Origin of the sequence: Pseudomonas sp. NBRC 111138 (genome assembly GCF_001320835.1) — a bacterium.
Taxonomy (GTDB): Bacteria; Pseudomonadota; Gammaproteobacteria; order Pseudomonadales; family Pseudomonadaceae; genus Aquipseudomonas; species Aquipseudomonas paracarnis.
The window spans coordinates 30,689-56,423 of the sequence record NZ_BCBO01000004.1; the positions used below are offsets into that span (position 1 = coordinate 30,689).

Below are 25,735 nucleotides of genomic sequence, written 5' to 3' on the forward strand. Positions count from 1 at the left end.
ACACTAGTTGCGCTCCCACACCTCGAAGTTGTAGGCCGGCTTATCACCCTCAGCCGGATTCTCGACATTCGACACCAGCTTCCACTGGTTCCCATCAAACTGCGGAAACCACGCATCCCCTTCCGGGCTCAGCGCCACGCGGGTCAGGTACAAGCGATCGGCCTGTTCCAGCCCCTGCGCATACAACTGCGCGCCGCCGATCAGCATCAGCTCGTCCACGCCTTGCGCCTTGGCCCATTCCTCAGCGCGCTCGACCGCTGCACCCAGTGACGGAAAAACTTCCGCACCTTCCAGCACAAGATCGGTCTGACGGCTGACCACCAGGTTCAAGCGCCCCGGCAGCGGTCGGCCCAGGGAATCCCAGGTCTTGCGCCCCATGATGATCGGCTTGCCAAGGGTGGTGGCTTTGAAATATTTGAAATCCCCCGGCAAATGCCAGGGCATGCTGTTGTCGACGCCGATCACACGGTTTTCACCGAGGGCTGCGATCAGGCTTAAAGGGAGAGTTTTTTTCATGGCGACGAGAATACCAGAGCGGCGAGCCAGCGGTTATGCTCCAACCTCATCAACACGACAGGACGGCGCGTGACTGCACTGAACCCGCTGCACAGACTTTGGCTGACAGAAACCGTGCGCCTGCGGGAAGAACACGCCGGCCCCCTGGAAGACCTGGAAGCCAACCGCTTGGCCCGCACCGCCGGGGGCGACCTGGCCACGCGCATCCAGCAGCGTGCGCTGCACCTGGCCGAGCGCGATGGTTTGGCCGCCGCGCTCAGCCGCTGGCTGCAAGGCGCACGCCTGGCGCTGTTGTTACTGGCGGCGGTCGCCGTCATCAGCGGCGCCGGTTTGGCGTTCGCCGCGCTGGGTAATGGCCTGGCCCCGGTGAATGTGTTCTGGGCCTTGGGCAGCCTGCTCGGCCTGAACCTGATCTTGCTGATCAGTTGGGCCCTGGGCCTGCTGTTTGCCGGCGAACACAGCGCCAGCCTTGGCCGGCTGTGGTTGTGGCTCAGCGAGAAACTGGCCCGTGACGCCAAGGCCGCGCAACTGGCCCCGGCGTTGTTGCTGTTGCTGCAACGGCAAAAACTCAATCGCTGGGCGGTGGGTGTGCTGGTCAACAGCTTGTGGTTGCTGGCCTTGCTCAGCGCCCTGGTGATCCTGCTGACTCTGCTCGCCACCCGCCGCTATGGGTTTGTGTGGGAAACCACCATTCTCGGCGCCGATACCTTTGTCGCCGTGACCCAGGCCCTCGGCACACTCCCGGCTCTGCTCGGTTTCAATGTGCCCACCGTGGAGATGATCCGCGCCAGCGGCGACTCCGCGCTGAATATCGAAAGCGCCCGCCAGGCCTGGGCGGCCTGGCTGGTGGGCGTGTTGCTGGTCTACGGTCTGCTGCCGCGGTTGATCCTTGCCTTGCTGTGCCTGTGGCGATGGAAACGCGGGCGCGCAGCGTTGCACCTGGACCTCAACCTGCCCGGCTACGCCCAACTGCGCGAACGCCTGATGCCCAGCAGCGAGCGCTTGGGGGTCAACGATGTGGCGCCCGATCACCTGCACCCGATCAGCGGCGGCGCAAGTGAGCTGGAGAGTGATGGCGCCTTGCTGGTCGCCATCGAACTCGACGACCAACACCCTTGGCCCCCCAAACTGCCTGCCAACGTCAAGAACGCCGGCATCCTCGACAGCCGCGAATCACGCAACAAACTGCTGGAGCAACTCAGCCGTTTCCCACCCGCGCGCCTGGCCATCGCCTGTGACCCGCGCCGCTCGCCCGACCGTGGCAGCCTGGCACTGATCGCCGAGCTGGCACGCAGCGCCACCGACACTCGCGTATGGCTGCTGCAGGCACCACCGGGCCAGGCGCTGGACGCCGAGCGCCTGGGCGACTGGCATGCCGCGTTGCAACAGCTTGAAGTGTCGTTTGCCGATTGCGCGCCGCTCACTTGGCTGGAGACAGGTCATGACTAAACCGCTGAAACTCGCCGTGGTCGGCCATACCAACGTGGGCAAAACCTCATTGTTGCGCACCCTCACCCGTGATGTCGGCTTTGGCGAAGTGTCCCATCGCCCCAGCACCACGCGGCACGTGGAAGGTGCACGCCTATCGGTAGATGGCGAAGCTTTGCTGGAGCTGTACGACACTCCCGGCCTGGAAGACGCCATCGCCCTGCTCGATTACCTGGAACGCCTCGACCGCCCCGGCGAACGCCTGGATGGCCCTGCGCGGCTGACGCGTTTCCTGGAAGGCAGCGAGGCGCGCCAGCGTTTCGAACAGGAAGCCAAGGTGCTGCGCCAGTTGCTGGCCTCCGATGCCGGCCTGTACGTGATCGACGCTCGCGAGCCGGTGCTGGCCAAGTACCGCGACGAACTGCAAGTGCTGGCCAGTTGCGGCAAGCCGTTGTTGCCGGTGCTCAACTTTGTCAGCAGCAGCGACCACCGCGAACCGGACTGGCGCGAAGCCCTGGCCCGCCTCGGCCTGCATGCGCTGGTGCGTTTCGACAGCGTGGCACCGCCCGAAGACGGCGAACGCCGGCTGTATGAAAGCCTGGCCCTGCTGCTGGAAAACTCACGGCCGCAGTTGGAACGCCTGATCCTCGATCAAGAAGCCCAGCGCCAGGCTCGCCAGCAAAGCGCCGCCCGCTTGATCGCCGAACTGTTGATCGACTGCGCGGCCTGCCGTCGCAGTGTGACAACCGAGAATGAGCCCCAAGCCGTCAGCGACTTACGCAAGGCCGTGCGCCAACGCGAACAAAAGTGCGTTGAAGCCCTGCTCAAACTGTTCGGCTTTCGCCCACAGGACGCGGCGGCCAGCGACCTGCCGCTGCTCGACGGTCGCTGGGGCGATGACTTGTTCAACCCCGAAACCCTCAAGCAACTTGGCGTGCGGGTCGGCGGCGGGATAGCTGCCGGAGCCGCTGCCGGTGCTGGCGTGGATCTACTGGTCGGCGGCCTGACCCTTGGCGCCGCGGCCCTGGCAGGCGCTATCGCCGGTGGCGCCCTGCAAACCGCACGCAGCTACGGCAGTCGCCTGCTCGGCAAGATCAAGGGCCAGCGCGAGCTGACCGTCGACGACAGCGTGCTGCGCCTGCTAGCCCTGCGCCAGCGCCAGTTGCTCAAGGCCCTGAACCTGCGCGGCCATGCGGCAATGCACAGCATCAAGGTCGATACGCCCCAGGACAAAACCTGGCGCGAGGGCAAACTGCCCGACGCCTTGAACAAAGCCCGCGCCTATCCGCAATGGTCATCCCTCAACCCCCACGCGAAACTAAGCCAGGCCGAGCGCCAGGAGCAGGTTGAAGCCCTGGCCCAACGCCTGGACCAGACCTGAACCGCCAATGCCTGCCTGTTCCGGGTTCATCACGCTTCTCCCCATAACCTGCGGATATTGCGCTCGGCCATGGCCGGCCCCACGCTCATCCCTACGCCGGTGTGCATCAAGGCAGCGCTGACGCCAGGTGCCGCCTGCACAAACGAAAACGGCCCGGGGCCGCGAGCGCCGTAGACGCCTTGCCAGCGCTCGACCACCTGGATGTTGCACCCCAGGGTCTGCTGCGCCAGCTCGATCATCCAGTCATCGATCTGCTCGGCATTGAAGGGCGACGGGTCGCTGTCGTAATGGTGGGAGTCGCCGATGATCAGTTCGCCATGGGGCGTGGGGCTGATCAGCAGGTGAATGCCGTGCTCCTGCAGATGCGGCGTTTCGCGCAGGATCTGCGCCTGGACCACAGCGGCTTCCGGCAGGTCGGCGAAAGCGCCGTAATGCACGCAACTCAAGCCGGTGAGCAGCGCGTGTTGCAGGTTCAGATTAAGCACCGGCCGCGCACGCAGCATTTGCAGGCGGCAGGTGTGCGGGTTGAGCGGGGCGATGGATTCGGCCAGCAGGGTCTGATAGTCGTGGCCTGAACAGACAACGATCTGCTCCCCGCGAAAGCTGCCGGCCGTGCTGTGCAGCTGGCCCGGCTCTACGTCACGTACCAGCGTGGAGAAGTGAAACTCCACGTGCAAGTGCTGGCTCAGGTAATGGATCAGCGCCGGGATCGCCTCGCGGGAGTACAACTGCTGGTCATCCTTGCCATGCAGGGCGGCGCGGTGATGGCGGAACTGGCCGGCGTACAGGTCGTTCATGGCAGCGCCCTGCAGCAGCTCGACGTTGTAGCCGTGCTCCCGCGCGCGCCCGGCGCAGAAGGCTTCGAGCAGATGTTCTTCGGCTTCGGTGCGGGCGAACAGGTAGGAGCCATTGCGCTTGAGCGCCAGGCCCGCCGCTTGCGCCCACTGGCCCCAGATTTCGCGGCTTTCCCGCGCCAGGTCCAGCATTGGCCCTGGTGGTTGACCGGTGACCAGTGCCTGGCCGAAGTTGCGCACTGAGGCGCCCAATGGCGTGGCGCTGCGCTCGAACACCTTGACCTTGAGGCCGCGCCTGGCGGCGGCATAGGCGTGGGAGAGGCCGAGGATGCCGGCGCCGACGACTAACAGATCACTACTCATACTGTCCTCTGGTTCCCGCGCTCCGCGTGGGAATTCATCCGGTGACGCTCCGCGTCACGACCTTTAAAAGCGGACGCGGAGCGTCCAGAGCGGCGTTACCACGCCGAGCGTGGGAACGATCGGTTACTGTTTTTCCGACTTACCGTCATAACGCTTACGCCATTCGGCCAGGATGCTGTCACGGTTCCTGGAAGCCCAGACAAAGTCGTTCTTGATCAACCGTTGCTCATAGTCCGCCGGCAATTCGGTCTGCGGCTTGGCGATACCCGGTTGCGCGAGCACGGCGAAGTTTTCCTTGTACAGGTCCATCGCCGCGGTGCTGGCAGAGAAGTCGGCGAGTTTTTTCGCCGCGTCGGCATGGGCAGTGCCCTTGATCACAGCGGTGGCTTCGATCTCCCAGCCCAGCCCCTCTTTGGGCAGGATGATCTCCAGCGGCGCGCCCTGGCGTTTGAGCTGAACCGCCGGGTATTCGAAGGAAATGCCAATCGGGAACTCACCGGACGCCGCCAGCTTGCACGGCTTGGAGCCGGAGTGAACGTACTGGCCGATGTTCCGGTGCAGGTCGTCCATGTACAGCCAGCCTTGCTTCTCGCCGAAGGTCTGGAGCCAGGCGCTGACATCCAGGAAGCCGGTGCCTGAAGACGCCGGGTTAGGCATCACGATCTTGCCCTTGTATTCGGGCTTGGTCAGGTCCTGCCAGCTCACCGGTTTGGTGAGGCCCTGCTTCTCGGCTTCGACGGTGTTGAAGCAGAGGGTGGCGGCCCACACGTCCATGCCCACCCAGGCCGGAGGGTTGGCGGCGTCGCGGTAATGCTTGCCGATCTTGTCCAGGTCCTTGGGCGCGTAGTTGTCGAGCATGCCTTGCTGATCGAGGATCGCCAGGCTGGAGGCGGCCAGGCCCCACACTACGTCAGCCTGGGGGCGGTCTTTCTCGGCCAGCAGTTTGGCGGTGATGATGCCGGTGGAGTCGCGCACCCACTTGATCTCGACGTCGGGGTTGGCCTGTTCGAAAGCTTTTTTGTAGGTCTTCAATTGCTCGGCTTCAAGGGCCGTGTACACGGTCAACTCGGTCTTGGCGAAGGCATTCAGACTGAATGCCGTGAGGACTGCAGCGACCAGCGCCAGGGGCTTGAACATGGAGCACCTCCTTCAGGGATGTTTATTGGCCAGGTGCGCGCTGGCGCCAGGCTTGGGAGCGGCGCAGCGCGCCACGTGAAGCCCACGCCAGCAGCAGCGAGACGCTGGCCGAGGTGAACAGGATCAGGGTCGACATGGCCGCCGCGCCCCCCACATTGCCGGCGTCGTCCATGTTCAGCACGGCGACGGCGGCGAGGATGGTGTCGGGGCTGTAGAGGAAGATCGCGGCGGAGACGGTGGTCATCGCCGAGACAAACAGGTAGCGCAGGATGTCCAGCAGCGCCGGCAGACAGATCGGCACCGTGACGCGCAGATAATGGCGGTACAACGGTGCCTTGAGGGACAACGCGGCAGCTTCGAACTCGGCGTCCAACTGGCGCAAGGCGGTGGTCGCGGTCATCTGCGCGGTGGTCAGGTAGTGCGCAATGGTGCACACCACCAGCAACGCCATGCTGCCGTACAACACATGCAACGGGTTGCCGTTGAGGTTGAAGAAGAACACGTAGCCCAGCCCCAGGACCAGGCCCGGCACGGCCATTGGCACGAAGCTGAGCATGCGCAGCGCCAGGTTGAGGTTTTTCTGGCCCTTGGTTTTTTCCATCAGGTAGGCGCCGGTGAAAATCAGCACGCTGCCGATCAACGCCGTACACAGCGCCATGGTCAGGCTGTTGCGATAGGCCAGCCAGCCGCCGCCGGCGGTGTCTTCGAATTGGTAGTGGTTGAGCGACAGCGACAGGTTGTACGGCCAGAATTTCACCAGCGAGGAGTACACCGCCATGCCGAACACCAGCAGCAACGCCGCGCAAATCAGCAGCACGACGGCCAGGTAGCACCCGTCGCGCAGCCGCGATGGCGCTGGCTGGAACACCTGGGCGCGGCCGCTCATCGCGTCGCCATGCCGACGGCGCAACCACGCATCCACGCCAAAGCTGAACAGCGCCGGCAGCAGCAACACCATGCCGATCAACGCGCCGCGACCGAACTGTTGCTGGCCCACCACCGCCTTGTAGGCTTCCAGCGCCAGCACCTGATAATCGCCGCCCACCACCACCGGTACTCCGAAGTCGGTGATGGTCAGGGTGAACACCAGGCAGAAAGCGGCGAACACCGCCTGGCGCGTGGCTGGCCAGGTAATGCTGCGAAACGCCCGTGCCGGGCTGGCGCCCATGCTCGAAGCGGCGTCAAACAAGCGTGCATCCGCCAAGGACAACGCCGACAGCAAAATCATCAAGGCATGGGGAAAGGTATAGATCACCTCACCGAGCACAATGCCCCAGAAACCGTAGATATTCTCTGAGAACAAACCTCGCAGCAGGCCCTGGTTGCCGAACAGATAAACCAGGGCAATGCCCGGCAGCATCGACGGCGCCATCAATGGCAGCAATGACAGGCCGCGCCAGATGGACTTGCCGGGGATCAGCGTGCGTTGCAGGGCATAGGCAAACAAGTAGGCCAGCGGCACGACGATGGCCGCCACGCTGAGGGAAACTTTCAGGCTATTGCCCAGCAACCAATGAAAGTTGGCGCTGCTCAGCAGTTCGCGAGCGGCTACCAGGCCACCGCCCTGCCCGGCTTCGCTGCTGAAGCCGCGCCAGAAGATCGCCAACAGCGGCGACAGCACCGCCACCACTAACAGGCCCAGCCAGAGCCACTTGCCGCCGACCACGAAGAGGCGGTCGCCCCACTCGGCGCGGGACACCTGGCGCGGTACCGGCAATGTCATCACCGCCCCCATCTCAGGCAAACACCTGCAGGCTGCGCGGCGGCAACGCCACCCAGATGTCCTGGGCGCCCAGGCGCGGCATCGCTTCCGGCGCCAGTTCAGCCAGCAACGCATGGCCTGGCAACTGCTCCAGCTCAAAGCTCATGCGGCAGCGGTTACCGAGAAAGGTAATCTCGCGAACCTTGGCCGGGAACAGGTTTTCTTCATGCACCGGTGGGTTGACGCAAATGGCTTCCGGGCGGCAGAACAAGCGGCCGGACTGGGCGACACCGGCGTCCTCAGCCAGGCGCATGTTCAACCCACCCACCTGAGCATGGCTGGCGCTGTTACGGCTGAACGGCAACCAGTTGCCCTGGCCGACAAACTCTGCCACGAACGGCGTGGCCGGGCGGTCGTAGATTTCCTGGGGCGTGGCGTACTGCTCGACCTTGCCGTTGTTCATCACGGCGATGCGGTCGGCCATCAACATGGCTTCGTCCTGGTTGTGCGTCACCATCAAGGTGGTGATGCCCAGGCGCCGCTGCAGTTGACGCAGCTCGGTGCACAGGTGCTCACGCACGCGGGCATCGAGGGCCGACATCGGCTCATCCAACAGCAATAACGACGGCGCCGGCGCCAGTGCGCGGGCCAGGGCGACGCGCTGTTGCTGGCCGCCGGAGAGTTGGCCGGGGTACTTCTTTTCGCTGCCCACCAGGCCCACCAGCTCAAGCATCTGCGCGACCCGCTTGCGCACTTCATCGCGGCCGCTGCCGGTGAGGCCGTAGCCGATGTTCGCTTCAACGCTGAGGTTGGGAAACAACGCATAGGACTGGAACAGGATGCCGTAGTCCCGCGCCTGGGGTGGCAGCAGGGACACGTCCCGCTCGCCCAGGTAAAGCTCACCGCTGTCCTGGCGCTCCAGGCCGGCGATGCAGCGCAGCAGTGTGGTCTTGCCACAGCCGGAAGGGCCCAGCAGGCACACCAGCTCGCCGGCGGCGACGTCCAGGGAGACGTTGTCCAGCGCGGTGAAGGCGCCAAAGCGTTTCTGGATTGCGCGCACTTTCATCGGTGCGCCGGGTTGGGTCAGGGCTGTGTGCATGGTGGCACCTCATCGAACGAATGAAGGCCATGCTAGGAGGGCAATGCGTAGCGGGTGTGGCAGAAAGGCAAAAAGAGGTGATAGTGGTATTGGTGGATTTGTGTAGGACTCACGACCGCTATCATGATCGTTCCCACGCTCTGCGTGGGAATGTCTCTAGTGACGCTCCGCGTCACGGACGCGGAGCGTCCTGAGCGGCGTTCCCACGCGGAGCGTGGGAACGATCAGAGGGGTGACATTTCCTGAGCCAGGCCAAGGAAAGCCGCCGGCAGGCGCGCTCCTTTGCGCTCCTTGAGGCAATACAGATACTCCGGAATCTGCGGTGCATTCTCGATGGTCAGCACGCGCAACTGCGGGTCGTGGGGCACTTCCTGGCGGGCGATGATGCTGATGCCGATATTGCGCAGCACCGCCTCGCGAATCGACTCACGGCTGCCAATCTCCAACAACGGCCCATATCCGACGCCCGCATTCTTCAACATCTCTTCCGTCAGCCTGCGGGTAGTGGAGCCCGCTTCACGCATCAGCAAGGTATGCCCGACTAGCGCGCTCAACGTTACGTGATCGAGCTTGGCCAACGGGTGATTGCGGTGCACCGCCAGCACCAGCGGGTCGGTGCCCAGCACGCGGCGGATCAGCCGGGCGTCTTCCAGCAATTGCGATGAGGCCGCGACATCGACGCGGTAATCGTCCAGCGCCTCAAGCACCTGCTGGGAGTTGCCGATTTCCACCGACACGTCCACCTGGGGCAGGCGCTCGCGAAAGGCTTTGACCAGATCGAGGATGTAATACGGCGCCGTTGCGGCAATTCTCAGCGCACCCTGGACCTGGCCGTTGTTGCGCAGGAAAAACTCGATATCCGCTTCCTGCTGCAACAGCGCCTTGACCATCGGCAACAGCCGCGCGCCCTCGTCGCTGACGGTGAGGCGGCGGCCGCCACGGTAGAACAACTCGACGCCGTAGTGGCCTTCGAGGTTGCGAATCTGGGTGGTCACCGTGGGCTGGCTCAAGCCGAGTTTCTTCGCCGCCTGGGTAATGCTGCCCAGCCGGGCGACCATGAAAAACGCCTTTAACTCAGCACTCAGCACACCACCCTCTCATCCACTATTTGCGCACCAGGCGCAGGCCATTGAACACCACCAGCAGGCTCACGCCCATGTCGGCGAAGACCGCCATCCACATGGTCGCCATGCCCATAAACGTGACGGCCAGGAAGATCGCCTTGATCACCAGCGCCAGGGCGATGTTCTGCTTGAGGATACTCGACGTTTGCCGCGACAGCCGAATGAAAGCCGGAATCTTGCGCAAATCATCATCCATCAACGCCACGTCGGCGGTTTCGATGGCGGTGTCGGTGCCCGCCGCGGCCATGGCGAAGCCGATCTCGGCACGGGCCAGGGCCGGGGCGTCGTTGATGCCATCACCGACCATGCCCACCCTATGGCCCTGGCCGTAGAGGGTTTCGATGGCTTGCAGCTTGTCGGTGGGCAACAGGTCGCCCTGGGCCTGGTCGATACCGACCTGGGCTGCAATGGCCTGGGCGGTGTGGGTGTTGTCACCGGTGAGCATCAGGGTCTTGATGCCCAGGTCGTGCAGTTGCTGAATGGCTTCGCGGCTACTGTCCTTGACCGTGTCGGCCACGGCAAACAGCGCCAGGGGGCCGGACTTGTCCAGCAGCAGCACGACGGACTTGCCTTGTTTTTCCAGGGCGAAGAGTTTTTCTTCCAACGCCTCTGAGCACAAGCCCAGGTCTTCCACCAGGCGGTGGTTGCCCAGGTGATAGGTCTGGCCGTTGATGTCGCCGCGCACACCGCGCCCGGCCAGGGCCTCGAAGTTATCCACAGCGTGAGTCGACAGGTTTTTATCCACAGCCGCGTTGGCAATCGCCAGGGAGACCGGGTGATCGGAACGCGATGCCAAGCTGGCAGCCAAGGCCGGCGCGCTGTCTTCGAGATTCGGGAACAGCGGCAGGTAATCGGTTTGCACCGGTTTGCCGTGGGTGATGGTGCCGGTCTTGTCGAGGGCCAGGTAGTCGAGCTTGTAGCCGCCCTCCAGGTAAACGCCGCCCTTGATCAGGATGCCTTTGCGCGCCGCCGCCGCCAGGCCGCTGACAATGGTCACCGGGGTGGAGATCACCAAGGCACAAGGGCAGGCCACCACCAGCAGCACGAGGGCGCGGTAGATCCAGTCAAACCACACGCCCGCCATGAACAGCGGCGGGATCACCGCCACACCGAGGGCAAACAGGAAGACAGCCGGGGTGTAGACCTTGGAGAAACTGTCGACAAAGCGCTGGGTCGGTGCGCGTGCGCCTTGAGCCTGTTCCACCGCGTGGATGATCCGCGCCAGCGTGGAGTTGTTGGCCGCGGCGGTGACCTTGTACTCCAGGGAACCGGCCTGGTTGATGGTGCCGGCAAACACCTTATCGCCCACGGTTTTTTCAATCGGCAGGCTTTCCCCGGTGATCGGTGCCTGGTCGATGGTGGACTGGCCGACCGTGACTTCACCGTCGAGCCCGATGCGCTCGCCGGGTTTTACTCGGACAATCGCGCCAAGATCAATGCTCTTGACCTCTTGTTCCAGCCAGGAACCATCGGCCTGGCGCACCGTGGCCTGTTCCGGGGTCATCTGCATCAGGCCGCTGATGGCGTTGCGCGCCCGGTCCAGGGACTTGGCCTCAATCAACTCGGCCACGGTGAACAGGAACATCACCATCGCCGCTTCCGGCCACTGGCCAATCAGGATCGCGCCCGTCACCGCGATGCTCATCAAGGCATTGATATTGAGGTTGAAGTTCTTCAGGGCAATCCAGCCCTTCTTGTAGGTGGTAAGGCCGCCGCTGAGAATCGACACCAACGCCACCAGCGCGATTACCCAGGTGGGCGCCACACCAGTGAAGTGCAACACCTCTGCCCCCAGGGCACCCACGCCCGACACCGCCAGCGGCCACCAATGTTTCTTGGCGGGCGGCGCGGCAGCGGGGCTGCCTTCTTCGATAGGGTCGGCCTGCATGCCGATGGACTTGATTGCCTCAATGATCGGCGCCGTGTTCGGCAGGTCATGGGTGACGCCGAGGATGCGGTTGATCAGGTTGAATTCCAGTTGCTGCACGCCAGCGAGCTTGCCCAGCTTGTTCTGGATCAGCGTCTGCTCGGTAGGGCAATCCATGGCTTCGATGCGGAAGGTGCTCAGGCGCGAGCCGGCGGTGGGCGCTTCACTCAAGGTCACGATGGCAGGCCCGGCAGCGCCGGAGCAGCAGGAGCCGGAATGGCCGTGGTTATCCACAGGCGTGAGTTTGGCGGGCCCATGGTCATGTTTGTGATCATGAGCGTGATCGTGATCGTGATCATGCTTGTGGTCGTGCTTGTGGTCGTGCTTGTGCGGGGTATGAATGGAGTGGCTCATCAGGTCGCGTCCGTAAAGGTGCCTGTTGCCAAGTAAAGACCCTGTAGCCACTATAGGGTCAAGCACCCATTTGGAGATTGCTGCGATGAAGATCGGCGAACTGGCCAAACTCACCGATTGCCCGGTGGAAACCATCCGTTATTACGAGAAGGAAAACCTGCTGCCGCCTCCGGCACGCACCGACGGCAACTACCGCGTGTACACCCAGGCGCACACCGAGCGGCTGACCTTTATCCGCAACTGCCGCAGCCTGGACATGACCCTCGAAGAAATCCGCAGCCTGCTGGGGCTGCGTGACAGCCCCCAGGACCAGTGCGAAAGCGTGAATGCGTTGATCGACGAGCATATCCATCATGTGAAAGCGCGGATCGACGGATTGCTGGCTTTGCAGGAACAACTGCTGGACCTGCGCCAACGTTGCGGCGGTGGCAACCAGTGCGGGATCCTGCAGCAGTTGGAAGTCAGCGGAGGGATTGCGGCCAGCGAGGCCGAGCCTTCGCATGTGGGCAGAAGCCACGGCCATTAACTCAGGTGAACACCAAACCCATGTGGGAGCTGGCTTGCCTGCGATGGCGGTGGACCAGCGACATTAATGTCGCCTGACACTGCGCTATCGCAGGCAAGCCAGCTCCCACAGTTTTTCACCGAGTAAGGCTTTAGATCGCCACGTCGGCCTTGATGCTTGGGTCGGCGTCGTAGCCCACGATTTCGAAGTCTTCGAACTTATAGTCGTAGATCGACGCAGGCTTACGCTTGATCACCAGTTCCGGCAGTTTTTTCGGCGTACGCGCCAACTGGGTCTGGATCTGTTCCATGTGGTTGCTGTAGGCGTGGGTGTCGCCGGTGGTGACGATGATCTCGTGGGGGATCAAATCGCACTGCTGGGCCAGCATGTGGGTCAGCAACGCCAGCGCGGCAGTGTTGTACGGCAGGCCCAGAAACACGTCGGAGCTGCGGATATACAGCTGCATCGACAGATGGCCGTCATGCACGAACGCCTGGTAAAGCAAATGGCACGGCGGCAGGGCTTGCTTGCCGTTACGCGCGTTTTCCTGCGGGCTCTGGGTTTCGTCCGGCAGGTATTCGACGTTCCAGCCGTGGAACAGGATGCGGCGGCTGTTGGGGTTGGTCTTGAGCGTGTGCACCATGTAGTCGATCTGGTTGATCGTGCCGCCGTCCTTGGTCGGCCAGGCGGTCCACTGCTCGCCGTAGACCGGCCCCAGGTCGCCGTCTTCGGTGGCCCACTCATCCCAAATCTTCACGCCATTTTCGTTGAGCCACTTGATGTTGGTGTTGCCGCTCAACATCCAGATCAGTTCGTTGGCGATGCTTTTGAAGTGCAGCTTCTTGGTGGTCAGCAGCGGGAAGCCGTCGGCCAGGTTATGCCGATACTGACGCGCAAACACAGCCTTGGTGCCGGTGCCCGTGCGGTCGCCCTTGGTCAGGCCATTGGTCACGACGTCCTGCAGCAGTTCGAGATATTGCTTCATGTTTTTACCCGTATCGTTGAAGCCAAGACCTCCTGGTCTTGGCATTCGAATTTAAAGCGCGGCGTTCTTCAGCGGCTGCGGGCGATTGTACGCCCACCACAGCATGCCCAGGCCCGCCAGGATCATCGGCAGGCTAAGCACCTGACCCATGGTCAGCCAGCCCCACGCCAGGTAGCCCAACTGCGCATCCGGTACCCGTACGAATTCGACGATAAAGCGGAAAATCCCGTAGAACAGCGCGAACATGCCCGAGACGGCCATGGTTGGGCGTGGCTTGCGCGAGAAGATATAGAGAATAAGGAACAGCGCCACACCTTCCAACGCGAACTGGTAAAGCTGCGACGGGTGGCGCGGCAGTTGTGCCGGGTCGCTGAACGGCGGGAACACCATGGCCCACGGCACGTCGGTCGGCTTGCCCCACAGCTCGGCGTTGATAAAGTTACCAATGCGCCCGGCGCCCAGGCCGATCGGCACGAAGGGTGCGACGAAGTCCATCAGTTGGAAGAACGACTTGCCATTGCGCCGACCAAACCACCAGGCGGCGATCATCACGCCGATAAACCCACCGTGGAACGCCATACCGCCCTTCCACACTTCGAAGATCAGGGTCGGGTTGGCGAGATACGCAGACAGGTCGTAGAACAGCACATACCCCAGGCGCCCGCCGACGATCACGCCCATCGACATCCAGAATACCATGTCGGAGAGCTTCTCCTTGGTCCAGGTCGGGTCGAAACGGTTCAGGCGCCGGGAAGCCAGCAGCCAGGCACCGCCGATGCCGATCAGGTACATCAACCCGTACCAATGGATTTTCAGCGGACCGATGGCCAGGGCCACCGGGTCGATCTGCGGGTAAGGCAGCATTGCGACTCCTCGTTAAAACATTTAGTCATGACGCACCGGACCATGCCGATGTGCGATTAAGCCTGCGTTACAGCTGCGAGATCAAATTAAGAAGTTCACATACACACCAAACAGCCCGGCATGTTAACGGATCAGAGGTGCGCGGCCCAACTTCGAGACGATGGAACACCGGCGCGTCTGTGGGTAGAGTGGCAAAAACACAAAAGGGGTCACCCGATGTGCCTGATTGTTTTCGCCTGGCGACCGGGCCATGCCCAACCGCTGATCGTTGCGGCCAACCGCGATGAGTTCTACGCCCGCCCCAGCCTGCCGCTGGCCCAGTGGGCGGATGCGCCCCAGGTCTATGCCGGTCGCGATCAGGAGGCCGGGGGCATCTGGCTGGGGATGAACGCGGATGGGCGCTTTGCCGCCTTGACCAACATCCGCGACCCGCACCAGCCACCGGCACGCAAGTCTCGCGGCGAACTTGTTGCGCGGTTTCTCAGCGGTTCGCTGCCGATCGACGATTATTTGGCCGATGTAAATGGCCGCTCGATTGAATATGCCGGGTTCAACCTGCTGGTGGGCACGCGGGATGAGCTGTGGCACTACAACGCCAATGATACCGAGCCGACGCGGTTGAAGGCGGGGGTGTACGGGTTATCCAATGCCGGCCTGAATACGCCATGGCCGAAGCTGGTGAAGGCCAAAGCAGCGTTCAGCGCCGTGCTGGAAAACCCCGAGCCTGAGGCACTGCTGGGAATTCTCAGCGACCCGCAGACTACCCCGTTTGCTGAGTTGCCGGACACCGGCGTAGGCCTGGCGACCGAAAGCCTGCTGTCGAGCGTGTTTATCGCCAGCCCCAGTTATGGGACACGGGCGAGCACGGCGCTGATCGTGAATGCCGATGGGACGCGGCGGATGCTGGAGCGCAGCTTTGGCCCGCACGGGGGGCGGCTGGGTGAGGTGGACCTGATGTTTTAGCGCTGCTTGGACCACCGCTATCGCAGGCAAGCCAGCTCCCACAGGGGAATGCATTCCACAGGTGGGAGCTGGCTTGCCTGCGATGAAGGCGCTTCGGTCTAGAGGGTTTTGATCGTTCCCACGCTCTGCGTGGGAACGCCTCTTGTGACGCTCTGCGTCACGCTCTAAAAGCCGACGCGGAGCGTCCAGGGCTGCATTCCCACGCAGAGCGCGGGAACGATCTGCTAGAAGCTCGCTCCTACAGGGTTTTGGCCGAGGCCGGGTTGATCATCCGGGTCAACCCCAGGTTTTTCAACGCCAATTGCAGCGAGCTGTGGATAACTTGCGGGTTGTCGATGGTCATCAACTCGGCGAGCAAATCCTTGGCCCTGCTCAATTCCACCTGGCGCAGCATCCACTTCACTTTCGGCAAGTTGGTGGCGTTCATCGACAGGCTGTCAAAGCCCATCGCCATCAACAGCACCGCCGCCGCCGGGTCACCGGCCATTTCGCCGCAGATACTCACCGGCTTGCCTTCGGCATGGGCGTCGCGCACTACGTGTTGCAGCGCTTGCAGCACCGCCGGGTGCAGGTAGTCGTAGAGGTCGGCCACCCGTGGGTTGTTACGGTCCACGGCCAGCAGGTACTGGGTCAGGTCGTTGGAGCCTACCGACAGGAAGTCCACCTGCCGCGCCAGTTCCTTGGCCTGGTACACCGCCGCAGGGATTTCGATCATCACGCCAATCGGCGGCATCGGCACATCGGCGCCTTCGTCGCGCACTTCGCCCCAGGCGCGGTGGATCAGGTGCAGGGCTTCTTCCAGTTCATGGGTGCCGGAGATCATCGGCAGCAGGATACGCAGGTTGTTCAAGCCCTCGCTGGCCTTGAGCATGGCGCGGGTCTGGACGAGGAAGATTTCGGGATGGTCGAGGGTAACGCGGATGCCACGCCAGCCAAGGAAGGGGTTGTCTTCCTTGATCGGGAAATAGGACAGTGACTTGTCGCCGCCAATATCCAGGCTGCGCATCGTCACCGGTAACGGGTGGAAGGCTTGCAATTGCTCGCGATAAATCGCCAGCTGCTCCTTCTCGCTCGGGAAACGCTGGTTGATCATGAACGGCACTTCGGTGCGGTACAGACCCACCCCTTCGGCGCCGCGTTGTTGCGCACGAGCTACATCCGCCAGCAGGCCGGTGTTGACCAGCAGCGGTACGCGGTGGCCGTCGGGGGTGACACACGGCAGCTCGCGCAGCGAATCCAGGCCCTGGGCCAGTTGCTTCTCTTCTTCCACCACCTCGGCGTATTGCTTGCGCAGCACGTCGCTGGGGTTGGTGAACACCTCGCCGCGATGCCCGTCGACGATCATGTCGATGCCATCGACCTTGGAGTACGGCAGGTCCACCAGGCCCATCACCGTCGGGATACCCATGGCCCGGGCCAGGATCGCCACGTGGGAGTTACCCGAACCCAATACCGAGACCAGGCCTACCAGCTTGCCTTCAGGCACTTCGCCAAGCTGGGTGGCGGTCAATTCTTCACTGACCAGGATGGTGTTATCGGGGAAGACCATGTTGGTGCTGCGGTCTTCCTGCAGGTACGCCAACAGACGGCGCCCCAGGTCGCGCACATCCGATGCCCGCTCGCGCAGGTAGGCGTCGTCCATCATTTCGAAACGGTTGACGTGATCGGTGACCACCTGGCGCAACGCGCCCTGGGCCCACTGGCCGGTCTTGATCACGGTCTTGACTTCGTTACCCAGGGACGCGTCGTCGAGCATCATCTGGTACACGTCGAACAGCGCACGCTCTTCGGGACGCAACTGGGTGGCCAGCTTGGTCGACAGGTTGCGCATGTCGGCGCGCACGCCTTCGAGGGCGGTCTTGAACAGTTTGATCTCGGCGTCGATGTCACTGACGCTCTTGTCCGGCACCACATCGAGGTCGGCTGGCGGCAGCATGACCACCGCGGTACCCACCGCGGCGCCTGGCGAACCCGGTACGCCGACGAACTTGGCTTCCTGGATACCCTTGCCCTGGCGCCCCAGGCCGCGAATCGAGCCGGTCGCTTCGGCGTGGGCGATAACCCCGGCCAGTTGCGCGCTCATGGTCACCAGGAAGGCTTCTTCGCCTTCGTCGAACTGGCGACGCTCTTTTTGCTGGATGACCAACACGCCGACAACACGGCGGTGGTGAATGATCGGTGCGCCAAGGAACGAGGCGTAGCGCTCTTCACCGGTTTCGGCAAAGTAGCGATAACGCGGGTGATCGGCCGCGTTCTCGAGGTTCAGGGGTTCTTCACGCGTCCCCACCAGGCCCACCAGACCTTCATTGGGCGCCATGCTGACCTTGCCGATGGAGCGCTTGTTCAAGCCCTCCGTGGCCATCAGCACAAAACGGTTGGTCTCGGGGTCCAGCAGGTAAACCGAGCAGACCTGGCTGCCCATGGCTTCCTTGACGCGCAACACAATAATCCCCAACGCCGCCTTGAGATCCTTGGCGGAGTTAACTTCCTGGACGATCTTGCGCAGCGTATTGAGCATGGCTCGGGGTCGAACTCCGTCGTCAGTCGCGCGCTAAAAGGCGCGGGGCAAGCTCTTTGAGAGCGCGACGATAAACCTCGCGCTTGAATGTCACCACCTGGCCCAACGGATACCAATAGCTGACCCAGCGCCAGCCATCGAACTCCGGTTTACCGGTCAAATCCATCCGCACCCGCTGCTCGTTGGAGATCAGGCGCAAAAGAAACCATTTCTGCTTCTGGCCGATGCACAGCGGTTGGCTGTGGGTACGCACCAGGCGTTGCGGCAAACGATAGCGCAACCAGCCACGGGTACAGGCCAGAATTTGTACATCTTCGCGCTCAAGGCCGACTTCTTCGTTCAACTCACGGTACAAGGCGTCTTCAGGGGTTTCGTCGGGGTTGATTCCACCTTGAGGAAACTGCCAGGCATCTTGGTTGATTCGGCGAGCCCATAGCACCTGTCCGGCATCATTCGTCAGAATAATGCCGACATTAGGACGGAAACCATCGGGGTCGATCACGGCAACAACCTCGCAAACGCATGTCGCCGCATTGTTCCACAAAGGTTGTTCCAGCGGCAACGAGGCTTCTTACCTTATGTGCACTCTTGTGAAAAGACCGTATTCTGGACGCCTTTTTACAGACTTTTCAGCGAGTAACTGCAATGCGCCTGGCTTTATTCGACTTGGACAATACCCTTCTGGGCGGTGACAGCGATCACGCCTGGGGCGATTACCTGTGTGAACGCGGAATTCTCGACGCGGTAGCCTACAAGGCCCGCAACGACGAGTTCTACCAGGACTACCTGGCCGGCCGGCTGGATAACGCCGCCTACTTGAACTTCTGCCTGGAAATCCTCGGCCGCACCGAGATGGCCCAGCTGGACGCGTGGCACAACGACTACATGCGCGACTGCATCGAGCCCATCATGCTCCCGAAGGCCGTTGAACTGCTGGCCAGGCACCGCGCCGCCGGTGACAAGCTGGTGATCATCACCGCCACCAACCGCTTCGTCACCGCGCCGATTGCCGCCCGCCTGGGCGTCGAGACCCTGATCGCCACCGAATGCGAAATGGTGGATGGCCGCTATACCGGGCGCAGTACCGATGTGCCGTGCTTTCGCGAGGGCAAGGTGACGCGTTTGAACCGCTGGTTGGAAGAAACCGGGCATAGCCTGGAAGACAGCTACTTCTACAGCGATTCGATGAATGATTTGCCGTTGCTGGAGCAGGTAACGCACCCGGTGGCAGTGGATCCGGATCCGAATCTTCGTGCTGAAGCCCAGAAACGGGGTTGGCCGGTGATTACGCTGCGCAGCTGACAACGCTATCGCAGGCAAGCCAGCTCCCACATTTTGACCCTGTTCTCATGTTGGAATCCGGTCAAGTGTGGGAGCTGGCTTGCCTGCGATGAAGGCGACGCGGTTTCAAACAGGCTTGGCGCCCATGAGCCCTGCAATCGCCACAAACCCCACCAGGCTGACCACCGCCAGCACCAGGGTGAAATTCAGGCTCCCGCCCTCGCCCTTGCGCAGCCGATTGAGCCGCGCCACCAGCCAGAACCAGGCCAGCGCCGCCACGGTGTAGAGGATGCTGGAGCCCAAGATCCAGGTTTGCCCCAATGGCCAGCCGAGCAGGTGCACCAGCCACCAGCCGGTGAAGGGCATGCTCACCAGGCAAATCCCCATCAGCAGCCATATAAATGCCCAGGGGCGCTGCACGGTCGCGGCCGGGCCGGCGCTGCGTTTACGCCACGCCAATACGGCCAGGCCGAGGCCGCTGAGCAGCAGCAATACGGTGGCGGTGATGTGGATCACCTTGAGGGTAGTCAGCGTTTCCATGGTCTCTATTCCTTATAGGCCGCTCAGTCAGCGTAGTCGCTCAACCGAGGAACAGCTGGTAAGCCGGGTTTTCGCTTTCATCCCAGTACGGGTAACCGATTTGCGCCAGCGCGGCAGGCACCAGGTGGCGCTCGTCCGCAGGTACTTGCAAGCCCGCCACCACTCGGCCGTCAGCCGCGCCGTGGTTGCGGTAGTGGAACATCGAGATGTTCCAGCGCCCGCCGAGCTTGTGGAGAAAGTTGAACAACGCCCCCGGCCGCTCCGGAAACTCGAAACGAAACACCAACTCGTCGCTGACTTTGGCCGCATGCCCACCGACCATATGGCGGATGTGCAACTTGGCCAGTTCGTTCTCGGTAAGGTCCAGCACCGGGAAACCCTGGCTGGTCAAACTGGCCACCAAGGCGCTGCGCGGGTCGTTTTCCGGGTGGGTCTGCACACCGACGAAAATGTGCGCTTCGCTGCCGGAGTGGTAGCGGTAATTGAATTCGGTGATCTGGCGCTTGCCCACCGCCTCGCAGAAGGCCTTGAAGCTGCCCGGCCGCTCGGGGATGGTCACGGCGATAATGGCCTCACGACCTTCACCGAGTTCGGCGCGCTCGGCCACATGGCGCAAACGGTCGAAGTTGACGTTGGCGCCCGAGTCGATGGCGACAAAGGTCTGGCCGCTGACACCGCGGGTCTCGACGTACTTTTTGATCCCGGCCACGCCCAGCGCACCCGCCGGCTCGGTGATGGAGCGGGTGTCGTCGTAGATGTCCTTGATCGCCGCACAGATTTCATCGGTGCTGACGGTGATCACTTCATCCACATAGTCCTTGCAGATGTCGAAGGTGTGCTGGCCGATCTGCGCCACTGCCACGCCGTCGGCAAAGAGGCCGACGGTCGGCAATACCACGCGCTCGCCCGCCGCCATGGCGGCTTGCAGGCAGTTGGAGTCGTCCGGCTCCACGCCGATGATCTTGATCTCCGGGCGCAGGTATTTCACGTACGCCGCAATCCCGGCGATCAGACCGCCGCCGCCCACCGGTACGAAAATCGCGTCCAGCGGCCCTGGGTGCTGGCGCAGGATTTCCATCGCCACGGTGCCCTGCCCGGCAATGGTGTGCGGATCATCGTAGGGGTGGATGTAGACGTAGCCTTTTTCGTCGACCAGCTTGAGCGAGTAGGCCAGGGCTTCCGGGAAGGAATCACCGTGCAGCACCACTTTGCCGCCACGGGAGCGCACGCCTTCGACCTTGATCTCCGGGGTGGTCTTGGGCATCACGATGGTGGCTTTCACCCCCAGCACCTTGGCCGCCAGGGCCAGGCCCTGGGCATGGTTGCCGGCCGACGCGGTGACGACGCCGCGCGCACGTTCTTCGGCACTGAGCTGGGTCAGCTTGTTGTAGGCGCCGCGAATCTTGAACGAGAACACCGGCTGCAAGTCTTCGCGCTTGAGCCAAATCTTGTTACCCAGCCGCTCGGAGAGCTGGCGGGCAGTCTGCAAGGGGGTTTCCACGGCGATGTCGTAAACACGCGAGGTGAGGATTTTTTTGACGTAGTGTTCAAGCATCGGCAGGCATCTACTTCACGGGTTGGGCAGGGCCAAGGAGTCTAACCCAGCGTTTGGCCGGGCGACCACACGAATCCCGAGGTTTTGTTGGGTTATACTCGCCGCCCTCGTTAATTCCCCGCCCGTTCCGGAGCCCGCATGACCCAGGATCAACTCAAACAGGCAGTGGCCCAGGCCGCTGTCGATTTAATCCTTCCTAAGCTCGACGACAAGAGCATCGTCGGCGTCGGCACCGGTTCCACCGCCAACTGCTTTATCGACGCACTGGCCCAGCACAAGGGCGCGTTCGACGGCGCCGTGGCCAGTTCCGAAGCCACCGCCGCCCGCCTCAAGGGTCATGGCATTCCGGTGTACGAGCTCAACACCGTGAGCGACCTGGAGTTCTACGTCGACGGCGCCGATGAAAGCGACGAGCACCTGAACCTGATCAAAGGCGGCGGCGCGGCCCTGACCCGCGAGAAGATTGTCGCGGCCGTGGCCAAGACCTTCATTTGCATCGCCGACGCAAGCAAGCTGGTTCCCGTGCTGGGCACGTTCCCACTGCCGGTGGAAGTCATCCCCATGGCCCGCAGCCACGTGGCCCGCGAGCTGGTGAAACTGGGCGGCGACCCGGTGTACCGCGAAGGTGTGTTGACCGACAACGGCAACATCATCCTCGACGTGTTCAATATGCAGATCACCAACCCGGTGGAGCTTGAGACGCAGATCAACGCCATTGTGGGCGTGGTCACCAACGGCCTGTTCGCAGCGCGCCCGGCGGATGTATTGCTGCTGGGCACCCCGGAAGGCGTGAAAACCCTCAAGGCCTGACCCTGTGGGAGCCGGGCTTGCCCGCGATGCAGACGACTCGGTGTATCAATGGATACCGAGGCGATGCCATCGCAGGCAAGCCAGCTCCCACATGTGTTAGCGCTCGACTCTAGAGCGATGTAACAAAAACGCTACTTTTCGCAGCACTCCTTGCCAAAACCGTGCGCTCTGTCACGGCATCCCCTGCCACGCCTGGTATCCAATCCGTTACAAATTACAGCCACGCGACCCACGCGTTTAACAATGCGCCAATTCGCAGCCGCCCATGGAATGAGGCGCGCATTGTGCAAAGGGTCTGGGCTTGCACATTCCCATCACCTCAAGGAAGACCTTGTGATAAAGCCTCTAGCCCTCGCCATCAGCGTTGCCGGTGCCCTGCTGTCCACGCATACCCAGGCCTACGATTACGGCCAGCACGCCAACACCACCCTGGAAAAACTGATCAACGACTACCCTGGCCGATATCGAGGCACGGCAAATTTTGCCGGGGCAGCCGACTGGATGCAGAGCCAGATGGGCACGGCCTATAACTTCAGCCGCCAGGACTTCACCTGGAACAACGGCAGCCGGGCTTCGCAAAACGTGGTGGCCTCTGCCGCTGGTACCAAGGCCCAGTACGTGGTGATTGGCGCGCACTTCGACACTTACTTCGGCCGCCCGACCCTGCAAGGCCTGGATGACAACGGTTCCGGCGCCAGCGTGTTGACCGAGGTGGCGAAGAACCTCGGCGGCCTGTCACTGGAAAATGGCCTGCAAATCGTTGGCTTCGGCGCCGAAGAAGAAGGCCTGCGCGGCTCCCGTGCCTTTGTCGACTCACTCAGCGCCAGCGAGCGCGCCAACATGCTCGCGATGATCAACCTCGACAGCCTGATCACCGGCGACATGATGTACGCCCACGCCGGCCAGAACAGCACCGCCAACCCGGCCTTGGCCTCCTTGCGCGAGCACACCTTCCAGATCGCCAGGGAATTGAACATCCCCTTGTTCAGCAACCCCGGCCTCGACCCGCAGTACCCAAAGGGCACCGGCTGCTGCAGCGATGGTGAAGCGTTCGAACCGCTGAATATCCCGATCCTTTATATAGAGGCCACCAACTGGGAACTGGGCGACCTGGACGGCTACACCCAGACCGACAACCCGAAAATCCCCGGCGGCTCGACCTGGCACGACCCGAACGAAGACAACAAAGCCGTGCTGACCGATGCGTTCGGCCAGGCGCGCATTGACCAGCGCCTGCGTGACTATTCACGCCTGCTCAGCCGCCTGGTGTTGGAACTGACCAACGCCGACCTGATGGCCTCGACCGCTTCTGGCGGTGCCGTTGCGCGCAATATGCAAGACAACCTGCAGCGCCAGCATCAGGCCCTGGTGCGCCTGCATGATCGCCGCTGGCTGACCCTGCAAGCGGCCAGCCGCGAGGTCGCAAGCTTTGATGGCGAGATCGGTGTGGATGGCGAATACAACCCGGACAGCGGCTTCGACACGGCCCCCAACCCCGAAGCCCGGCGCGTGGGTCTGCATGCCCTCGGTGACTACCAACTGACTTCAAGCCTGAATATCGGCGCCAGCCTCAGCTACCTCAATGGGCGCGACAAACTGGAGCATCACGGCAAGCTCGACAGCGACACCTGGCAGGCAGCCGTCTATGCGCTGCTCAACGATGGCGGGCCAAGCTGGCTGGCCGGTGACCTGAGCGTGGGCCACACGCGCTTCGACTCCAAGCGCAACCTGGTCATCCAGGCCAATGGCGGGCCGATCCTGCTCAACCAGCAACTGACGGGCGATACTGATGCCCTGGCGCTGGGCGCAAGGTTGCTGGGTGGCTATGACTTTGAGTTTGGCGCGATCAAGAGCGGGCCGTTCGCCGGCCTGGACTACAGCCATTACCGCATCGACAAGTTCCACGAAAAGCAGAACCTGCGCACGGCCCTGGAGTACGAAGAGCAGTCTTTCGACTCCCTGGAAGCCAGCCTCGGCTGGCGCGTGCGCGGCGCTGTTGCCCTGCCCTATGGCCTGAACCTGATGCCCTACGGCGACATCGCCTGGGTCAAGGAATTGGCCGACGGCCGCCTGGACGACCTGCAACTCACCGCACGCGCCGATGGCCAGGCCCGCACCGCCAGGCTGGGCTCAGTGGATAAGAGCTTCGCTCGCGCACAACTCGGCAGCCAACTGGTGATCACCCCACAGTTGGGCGTGTTTGCCGAGGTCAATGGCCGCCTAGGGCATGCTGAAGGCAGCCAGACCGGTTATTCGCTGGGCGTGCAATGGATGTTCTGATCAGGGTTTCTTGAACACGTAAAACAGGTTGGGCTCGCTGACCATGTACAGCGTGCCGTCGTCATCCATGGCGATCCCTTCGGCCTGGGGCACGCGCTTGCTCAGCCCATGGCGCCCTTTAAGCAACGACAGACTGCTTAGAGGGCGACCATCAATATCCAGCTCCAAGACCAGGAACGACTCATCCGACAGCGCCAACAGATGGCCACTGCGCTCGTCGTATTGCAGGCTCGACAGGTCGCGCACAAACAGCCCGGCATCGCGCTTGGGGTTGTTGATCACATGTACCGAATAGGTTTTTTCCGGCTTGAAATGGGGAAACCCGTGCACCTCGTAGATCAGCATGGGGTCGCGTTCCTTGGCCACGAACAAGCGCTTGCCCACCGAGTCGTAGGCCAACCCTTCAAAGCCCTTGTTGCCGCCAACGTGCACGCCCAGGGTCATTTGCTCCGCATCGGCGGCGTCGAGGAACTTGGTGTCATCGTCCACATGCACTTTGATCAAGCGCTGCTGGCGCTCATCGCTGATGACGTAGATGTTGTCGCTGATAAATTCCACCGCTTCGGCATCGCCAAAGCCCACCAGCGGAATGCGCCGCAGGATCTTGCCCTCCAGCGACAACTCGACCAGTTCGGCGTTTTTATTGGTGACGGTAAACAGGCTTTTGCGCACGGGGTCGTAGGTCAGGGCCGAGACATCGTCGTCGAGCCCTTCGATCACCTGGCCTTCGAGGGTGACACGGTAGTCCGCCAGGCCAATGGCGCGCTCATCCGCAGGCTGGTACCACACCTGCCAGTTGAACCAGGCGCGTTCGAACAGGCGGAACTGCTGTGCCACCAGCCCGGCAGCGACCAAGGCGAGCAACAGCAGGATAAAAACAGCAGGTTTGGGGCGGGCAAGTCGACGCATCGGGGCGGGCTCAGAGAAAAAACTGGCGAATAGATATCAAGGTCACCTGAATTTAAACTTAAACGCACCGGACTGCCTGGCGAATGCCGTTTATAAAGAAAACTCTGACGTAATTCGTCAGTTATTTCTGCTTTTCAAAGCGATAGAACAGGTTTGGCTCACTGACCATGTACAGGTTGCCGCTCTCGTCCATGGTCACGCCTTCGGCACGTGGGATCGTGTCTTTCAGGCCATTGAAGCCGCCAAGCAAGGTCATGAAGCTGACTTGCTCGCCCGTTTCATCCAGTTCCAGCAGCAGGTGGGAATCGGCCGACAGCACCAGCAAATGCCCGGTACGTGGGTCGATGGACAGGGCCGACAGGTTGCGCACATCCAGTTCGGTGCTGGCCAGTTTTTGCTTGTCGCCGGTCAGCGTATTGCCATCGCTTTTCCAGGTAAACAAGGCCGGCGGACGCTCTTCGCCCAGCACCAGCTGCTGGTTGCGCTTGTCCCATGTGACGGCTTCAAAGGCTTTGTTCTGATCTTTGGACGGGCCCAGGTCATGGCTGGGGAAATCGGCCTTGTTCAGCGCCGTAGTGCCGGCGTCGACCTTGACCACGGTCAGGCTGTGATCGCGTTCATCGACCACCGCCATCAAGCCGTTTTCCATCACCGCCACGCCTTCCGGATTGTTCCAACCGTTGAGCGGCATTTTGCGCAA

General features: G+C 62.4%; 22 protein-coding genes. 7 read left to right on the top strand and 15 right to left on the bottom strand.

Features of this window, described 5'->3' with window-relative positions; translation table 11 throughout:
* Positions 1-3 precede the first annotated feature (3 nt).
* A complete protein-coding gene (locus tag APH41_RS01050) occupies positions 4-516 on the bottom strand; it encodes a dihydrofolate reductase (protein WP_034128966.1) in 513 nt (170 codons plus the stop codon).
* 69 nt (positions 517-585) lie between these two features.
* On the opposite strand from APH41_RS01050, the gene APH41_RS01055 reads away from it, so the two are divergent.
* Positions 586-1,965 carry a DUF2868 domain-containing protein gene (locus APH41_RS01055; protein WP_034128967.1) on the top strand — a complete coding sequence of 460 codons (1,380 nt, stop codon included), beginning with the start codon at positions 586-588 and terminating at the stop codon, positions 1,963-1,965.
* Entirely contained in the window at positions 1,958-3,325 is a 1,368-nt protein-coding gene (locus APH41_RS01060; RefSeq protein ID WP_054898687.1) for a DUF3482 domain-containing protein, read from the top strand. Before APH41_RS01055 ends, APH41_RS01060 begins: the two co-directional genes overlap by 8 nt.
* 29 nt (positions 3,326-3,354) lie before the next feature.
* On the opposite strand, the gene APH41_RS01065 is transcribed toward APH41_RS01060, so the two are convergent.
* The 6 genes from APH41_RS01065 to APH41_RS01090 all read right to left on the bottom strand — a co-directional run bounded on the left by APH41_RS01065 (position 3,355) and on the right by APH41_RS01090 (position 11,825).
* A complete protein-coding gene (locus APH41_RS01065; protein WP_054917032.1) occupies positions 3,355-4,482 on the bottom strand; it encodes a TIGR03364 family FAD-dependent oxidoreductase in 1,128 nt (375 codons plus the stop codon).
* Positions 4,483-4,605: 123 nt separating this feature from the next.
* Positions 4,606-5,619 carry a putative 2-aminoethylphosphonate ABC transporter substrate-binding protein gene (locus tag APH41_RS01070; RefSeq protein WP_034128970.1) on the bottom strand — a complete coding sequence of 338 codons (1,014 nt, stop codon included), beginning with the start codon at positions 5,617-5,619 and terminating at the stop codon, positions 4,606-4,608.
* 22 nt (positions 5,620-5,641) lie between these two features.
* Complete coding sequence (locus tag APH41_RS01075; protein WP_054917034.1) at positions 5,642-7,354, bottom strand: putative 2-aminoethylphosphonate ABC transporter permease subunit; 1,713 nt, start codon at positions 7,352-7,354, stop codon at positions 5,642-5,644.
* A gap of 1 nt (position 7,355) precedes the next feature.
* On the bottom strand, positions 7,356-8,420 hold the full coding sequence (locus APH41_RS01080; protein ID WP_054917035.1) for a putative 2-aminoethylphosphonate ABC transporter ATP-binding protein: 1,065 nt from the start codon (positions 8,418-8,420) through the stop codon (positions 7,356-7,358).
* 224 nt (positions 8,421-8,644) lie between these two features.
* A complete protein-coding gene (locus tag APH41_RS01085) occupies positions 8,645-9,508 on the bottom strand; it encodes a LysR family transcriptional regulator (protein ID WP_054917036.1) in 864 nt (287 codons plus the stop codon).
* 16 nt (positions 9,509-9,524) lie between these two features.
* The gene (locus APH41_RS01090; RefSeq protein WP_054917037.1) at positions 9,525-11,825 is read right to left on the bottom strand and encodes a heavy metal translocating P-type ATPase; all 2,301 of its coding nucleotides are present in this window, start codon (positions 11,823-11,825) and stop codon (positions 9,525-9,527) included.
* 85 nt (positions 11,826-11,910) lie between these two features.
* On the opposite strand from APH41_RS01090, the gene cadR reads away from it, so the two are divergent.
* On the top strand, positions 11,911-12,351 hold the full coding sequence (gene cadR, locus APH41_RS01095) for a Cd(II)/Pb(II)-responsive transcriptional regulator (RefSeq protein ID WP_003195185.1): 441 nt from the start codon (positions 11,911-11,913) through the stop codon (positions 12,349-12,351).
* Between the two features lie 130 nt (positions 12,352-12,481).
* Here the strand turns inward: cadR and APH41_RS01100 are convergent, their stop codons facing one another.
* Positions 12,482-13,315 (bottom strand): thymidylate synthase, encoded by an 834-nt coding sequence (locus APH41_RS01100; protein ID WP_014720362.1) that lies wholly within the window; start codon positions 13,313-13,315, stop codon positions 12,482-12,484.
* A 51-nt stretch (positions 13,316-13,366) separates the two neighbouring features.
* Entirely contained in the window at positions 13,367-14,179 is an 813-nt protein-coding gene (lgt, locus tag APH41_RS01105; protein WP_003195189.1) for a prolipoprotein diacylglyceryl transferase, read from the bottom strand.
* A gap of 216 nt (positions 14,180-14,395) precedes the next feature.
* Here lgt and APH41_RS01110 point away from each other — a divergent pair, with 216 nt between their 5' ends.
* The gene (locus tag APH41_RS01110; RefSeq protein WP_054917038.1) at positions 14,396-15,142 is read left to right on the top strand and encodes an NRDE family protein; all 747 of its coding nucleotides are present in this window, start codon (positions 14,396-14,398) and stop codon (positions 15,140-15,142) included.
* 238 nt (positions 15,143-15,380) lie between these two features.
* On the opposite strand, the gene ptsP is transcribed toward APH41_RS01110, so the two are convergent.
* Entirely contained in the window at positions 15,381-17,660 is a 2,280-nt protein-coding gene (gene ptsP / locus APH41_RS01115; protein ID WP_003195193.1) for a phosphoenolpyruvate--protein phosphotransferase, read from the bottom strand.
* Positions 17,661-17,682: 22 nt separating this feature from the next.
* Positions 17,683-18,162: an RNA pyrophosphohydrolase gene (locus APH41_RS01120; protein WP_003176750.1), complete on the bottom strand. Its 480-nt coding sequence runs from the start codon at positions 18,160-18,162 to the stop codon at positions 17,683-17,685.
* A 143-nt stretch (positions 18,163-18,305) separates the two neighbouring features.
* On the opposite strand from APH41_RS01120, the gene APH41_RS01125 reads away from it, so the two are divergent.
* Positions 18,306-18,962, top strand: a complete 657-nt coding sequence (locus tag APH41_RS01125) for an HAD family phosphatase (RefSeq protein WP_054917040.1) — start codon at positions 18,306-18,308, stop codon at positions 18,960-18,962.
* A 105-nt stretch (positions 18,963-19,067) separates the two neighbouring features.
* On the opposite strand, the gene APH41_RS01130 is transcribed toward APH41_RS01125, so the two are convergent.
* Positions 19,068-19,481: a DUF2269 family protein gene (locus APH41_RS01130; RefSeq protein WP_054917042.1), complete on the bottom strand. Its 414-nt coding sequence runs from the start codon at positions 19,479-19,481 to the stop codon at positions 19,068-19,070.
* A gap of 40 nt (positions 19,482-19,521) precedes the next feature.
* Positions 19,522-21,036, bottom strand: coding sequence for a threonine ammonia-lyase, biosynthetic (ilvA, locus tag APH41_RS01135; RefSeq protein WP_034128978.1), 1,515 nt, complete (start codon positions 21,034-21,036; stop codon positions 19,522-19,524).
* Between the two features lie 138 nt (positions 21,037-21,174).
* Between ilvA and rpiA the strand changes: the two genes are divergently transcribed.
* Positions 21,175-21,846, top strand: coding sequence for a ribose-5-phosphate isomerase RpiA (gene rpiA / locus APH41_RS01140; protein ID WP_003195201.1), 672 nt, complete (start codon positions 21,175-21,177; stop codon positions 21,844-21,846).
* A 333-nt stretch (positions 21,847-22,179) separates the two neighbouring features.
* Positions 22,180-24,126: an autotransporter domain-containing protein gene (locus APH41_RS01145; RefSeq protein WP_054917044.1), complete on the top strand. Its 1,947-nt coding sequence runs from the start codon at positions 22,180-22,182 to the stop codon at positions 24,124-24,126.
* On the opposite strand, the gene APH41_RS01150 is transcribed toward APH41_RS01145, so the two are convergent.
* A complete protein-coding gene (locus APH41_RS01150; protein ID WP_038451901.1) occupies positions 24,127-25,035 on the bottom strand; it encodes an SdiA-regulated domain-containing protein in 909 nt (302 codons plus the stop codon). It abuts the gene before it with no gap.
* 121 nt (positions 25,036-25,156) lie between these two features.
* A partial coding sequence (locus APH41_RS01155; RefSeq protein WP_177333538.1) for an SdiA-regulated domain-containing protein occupies positions 25,157-25,735 on the bottom strand: 579 nt, incomplete at its 5' end.

Bases quoted from the DNA above. Each gene is read 5' to 3' on its own strand.
- APH41_RS01050 (WP_034128966.1), bottom strand. From the start codon at position 516: ATGAAAAAAACTCTCCCTTTAAGCCTGATCGCAGCCCTCGGTGAAAAC.
- APH41_RS01060 (WP_054898687.1), top strand. From the start codon at position 1,958: ATGACTAAACCGCTGAAACTCGCCGTGGTCGGCCATACCAACGTGGGC.
- APH41_RS01065 (WP_054917032.1), bottom strand. From the start codon at position 4,482: ATGAGTAGTGATCTGTTAGTCGTCGGCGCCGGCATCCTCGGCCTCTCC.
- APH41_RS01070 (WP_034128970.1), bottom strand. From the start codon at position 5,619: ATGTTCAAGCCCCTGGCGCTGGTCGCTGCAGTCCTCACGGCATTCAGT.
- APH41_RS01075 (WP_054917034.1), bottom strand. From the start codon at position 7,354: ATGGGGGCGGTGATGACATTGCCGGTACCGCGCCAGGTGTCCCGCGCC.
- APH41_RS01080 (WP_054917035.1), bottom strand. From the start codon at position 8,420: ATGCACACAGCCCTGACCCAACCCGGCGCACCGATGAAAGTGCGCGCA.
- APH41_RS01090 (WP_054917037.1), bottom strand. From the start codon at position 11,825: ATGAGCCACTCCATTCATACCCCGCACAAGCACGACCACAAGCACGAC.
- cadR (WP_003195185.1), top strand. From the start codon at position 11,911: ATGAAGATCGGCGAACTGGCCAAACTCACCGATTGCCCGGTGGAAACC.
- APH41_RS01100 (WP_014720362.1), bottom strand. From the start codon at position 13,315: ATGAAGCAATATCTCGAACTGCTGCAGGACGTCGTGACCAATGGCCTG.
- lgt (WP_003195189.1), bottom strand. From the start codon at position 14,179: ATGCTGCCTTACCCGCAGATCGACCCGGTGGCCCTGGCCATCGGTCCG.
- APH41_RS01110 (WP_054917038.1), top strand. From the start codon at position 14,396: ATGTGCCTGATTGTTTTCGCCTGGCGACCGGGCCATGCCCAACCGCTG.
- ptsP (WP_003195193.1), bottom strand. From the start codon at position 17,660: ATGCTCAATACGCTGCGCAAGATCGTCCAGGAAGTTAACTCCGCCAAG.
- APH41_RS01125 (WP_054917040.1), top strand. From the start codon at position 18,306: ATGCGCCTGGCTTTATTCGACTTGGACAATACCCTTCTGGGCGGTGAC.
- APH41_RS01130 (WP_054917042.1), bottom strand. From the start codon at position 19,481: ATGGAAACGCTGACTACCCTCAAGGTGATCCACATCACCGCCACCGTA.
- ilvA (WP_034128978.1), bottom strand. From the start codon at position 21,036: ATGCTTGAACACTACGTCAAAAAAATCCTCACCTCGCGTGTTTACGAC.
- rpiA (WP_003195201.1), top strand. From the start codon at position 21,175: ATGACCCAGGATCAACTCAAACAGGCAGTGGCCCAGGCCGCTGTCGAT.
- APH41_RS01150 (WP_038451901.1), bottom strand. From the start codon at position 25,035: ATGCGTCGACTTGCCCGCCCCAAACCTGCTGTTTTTATCCTGCTGTTG.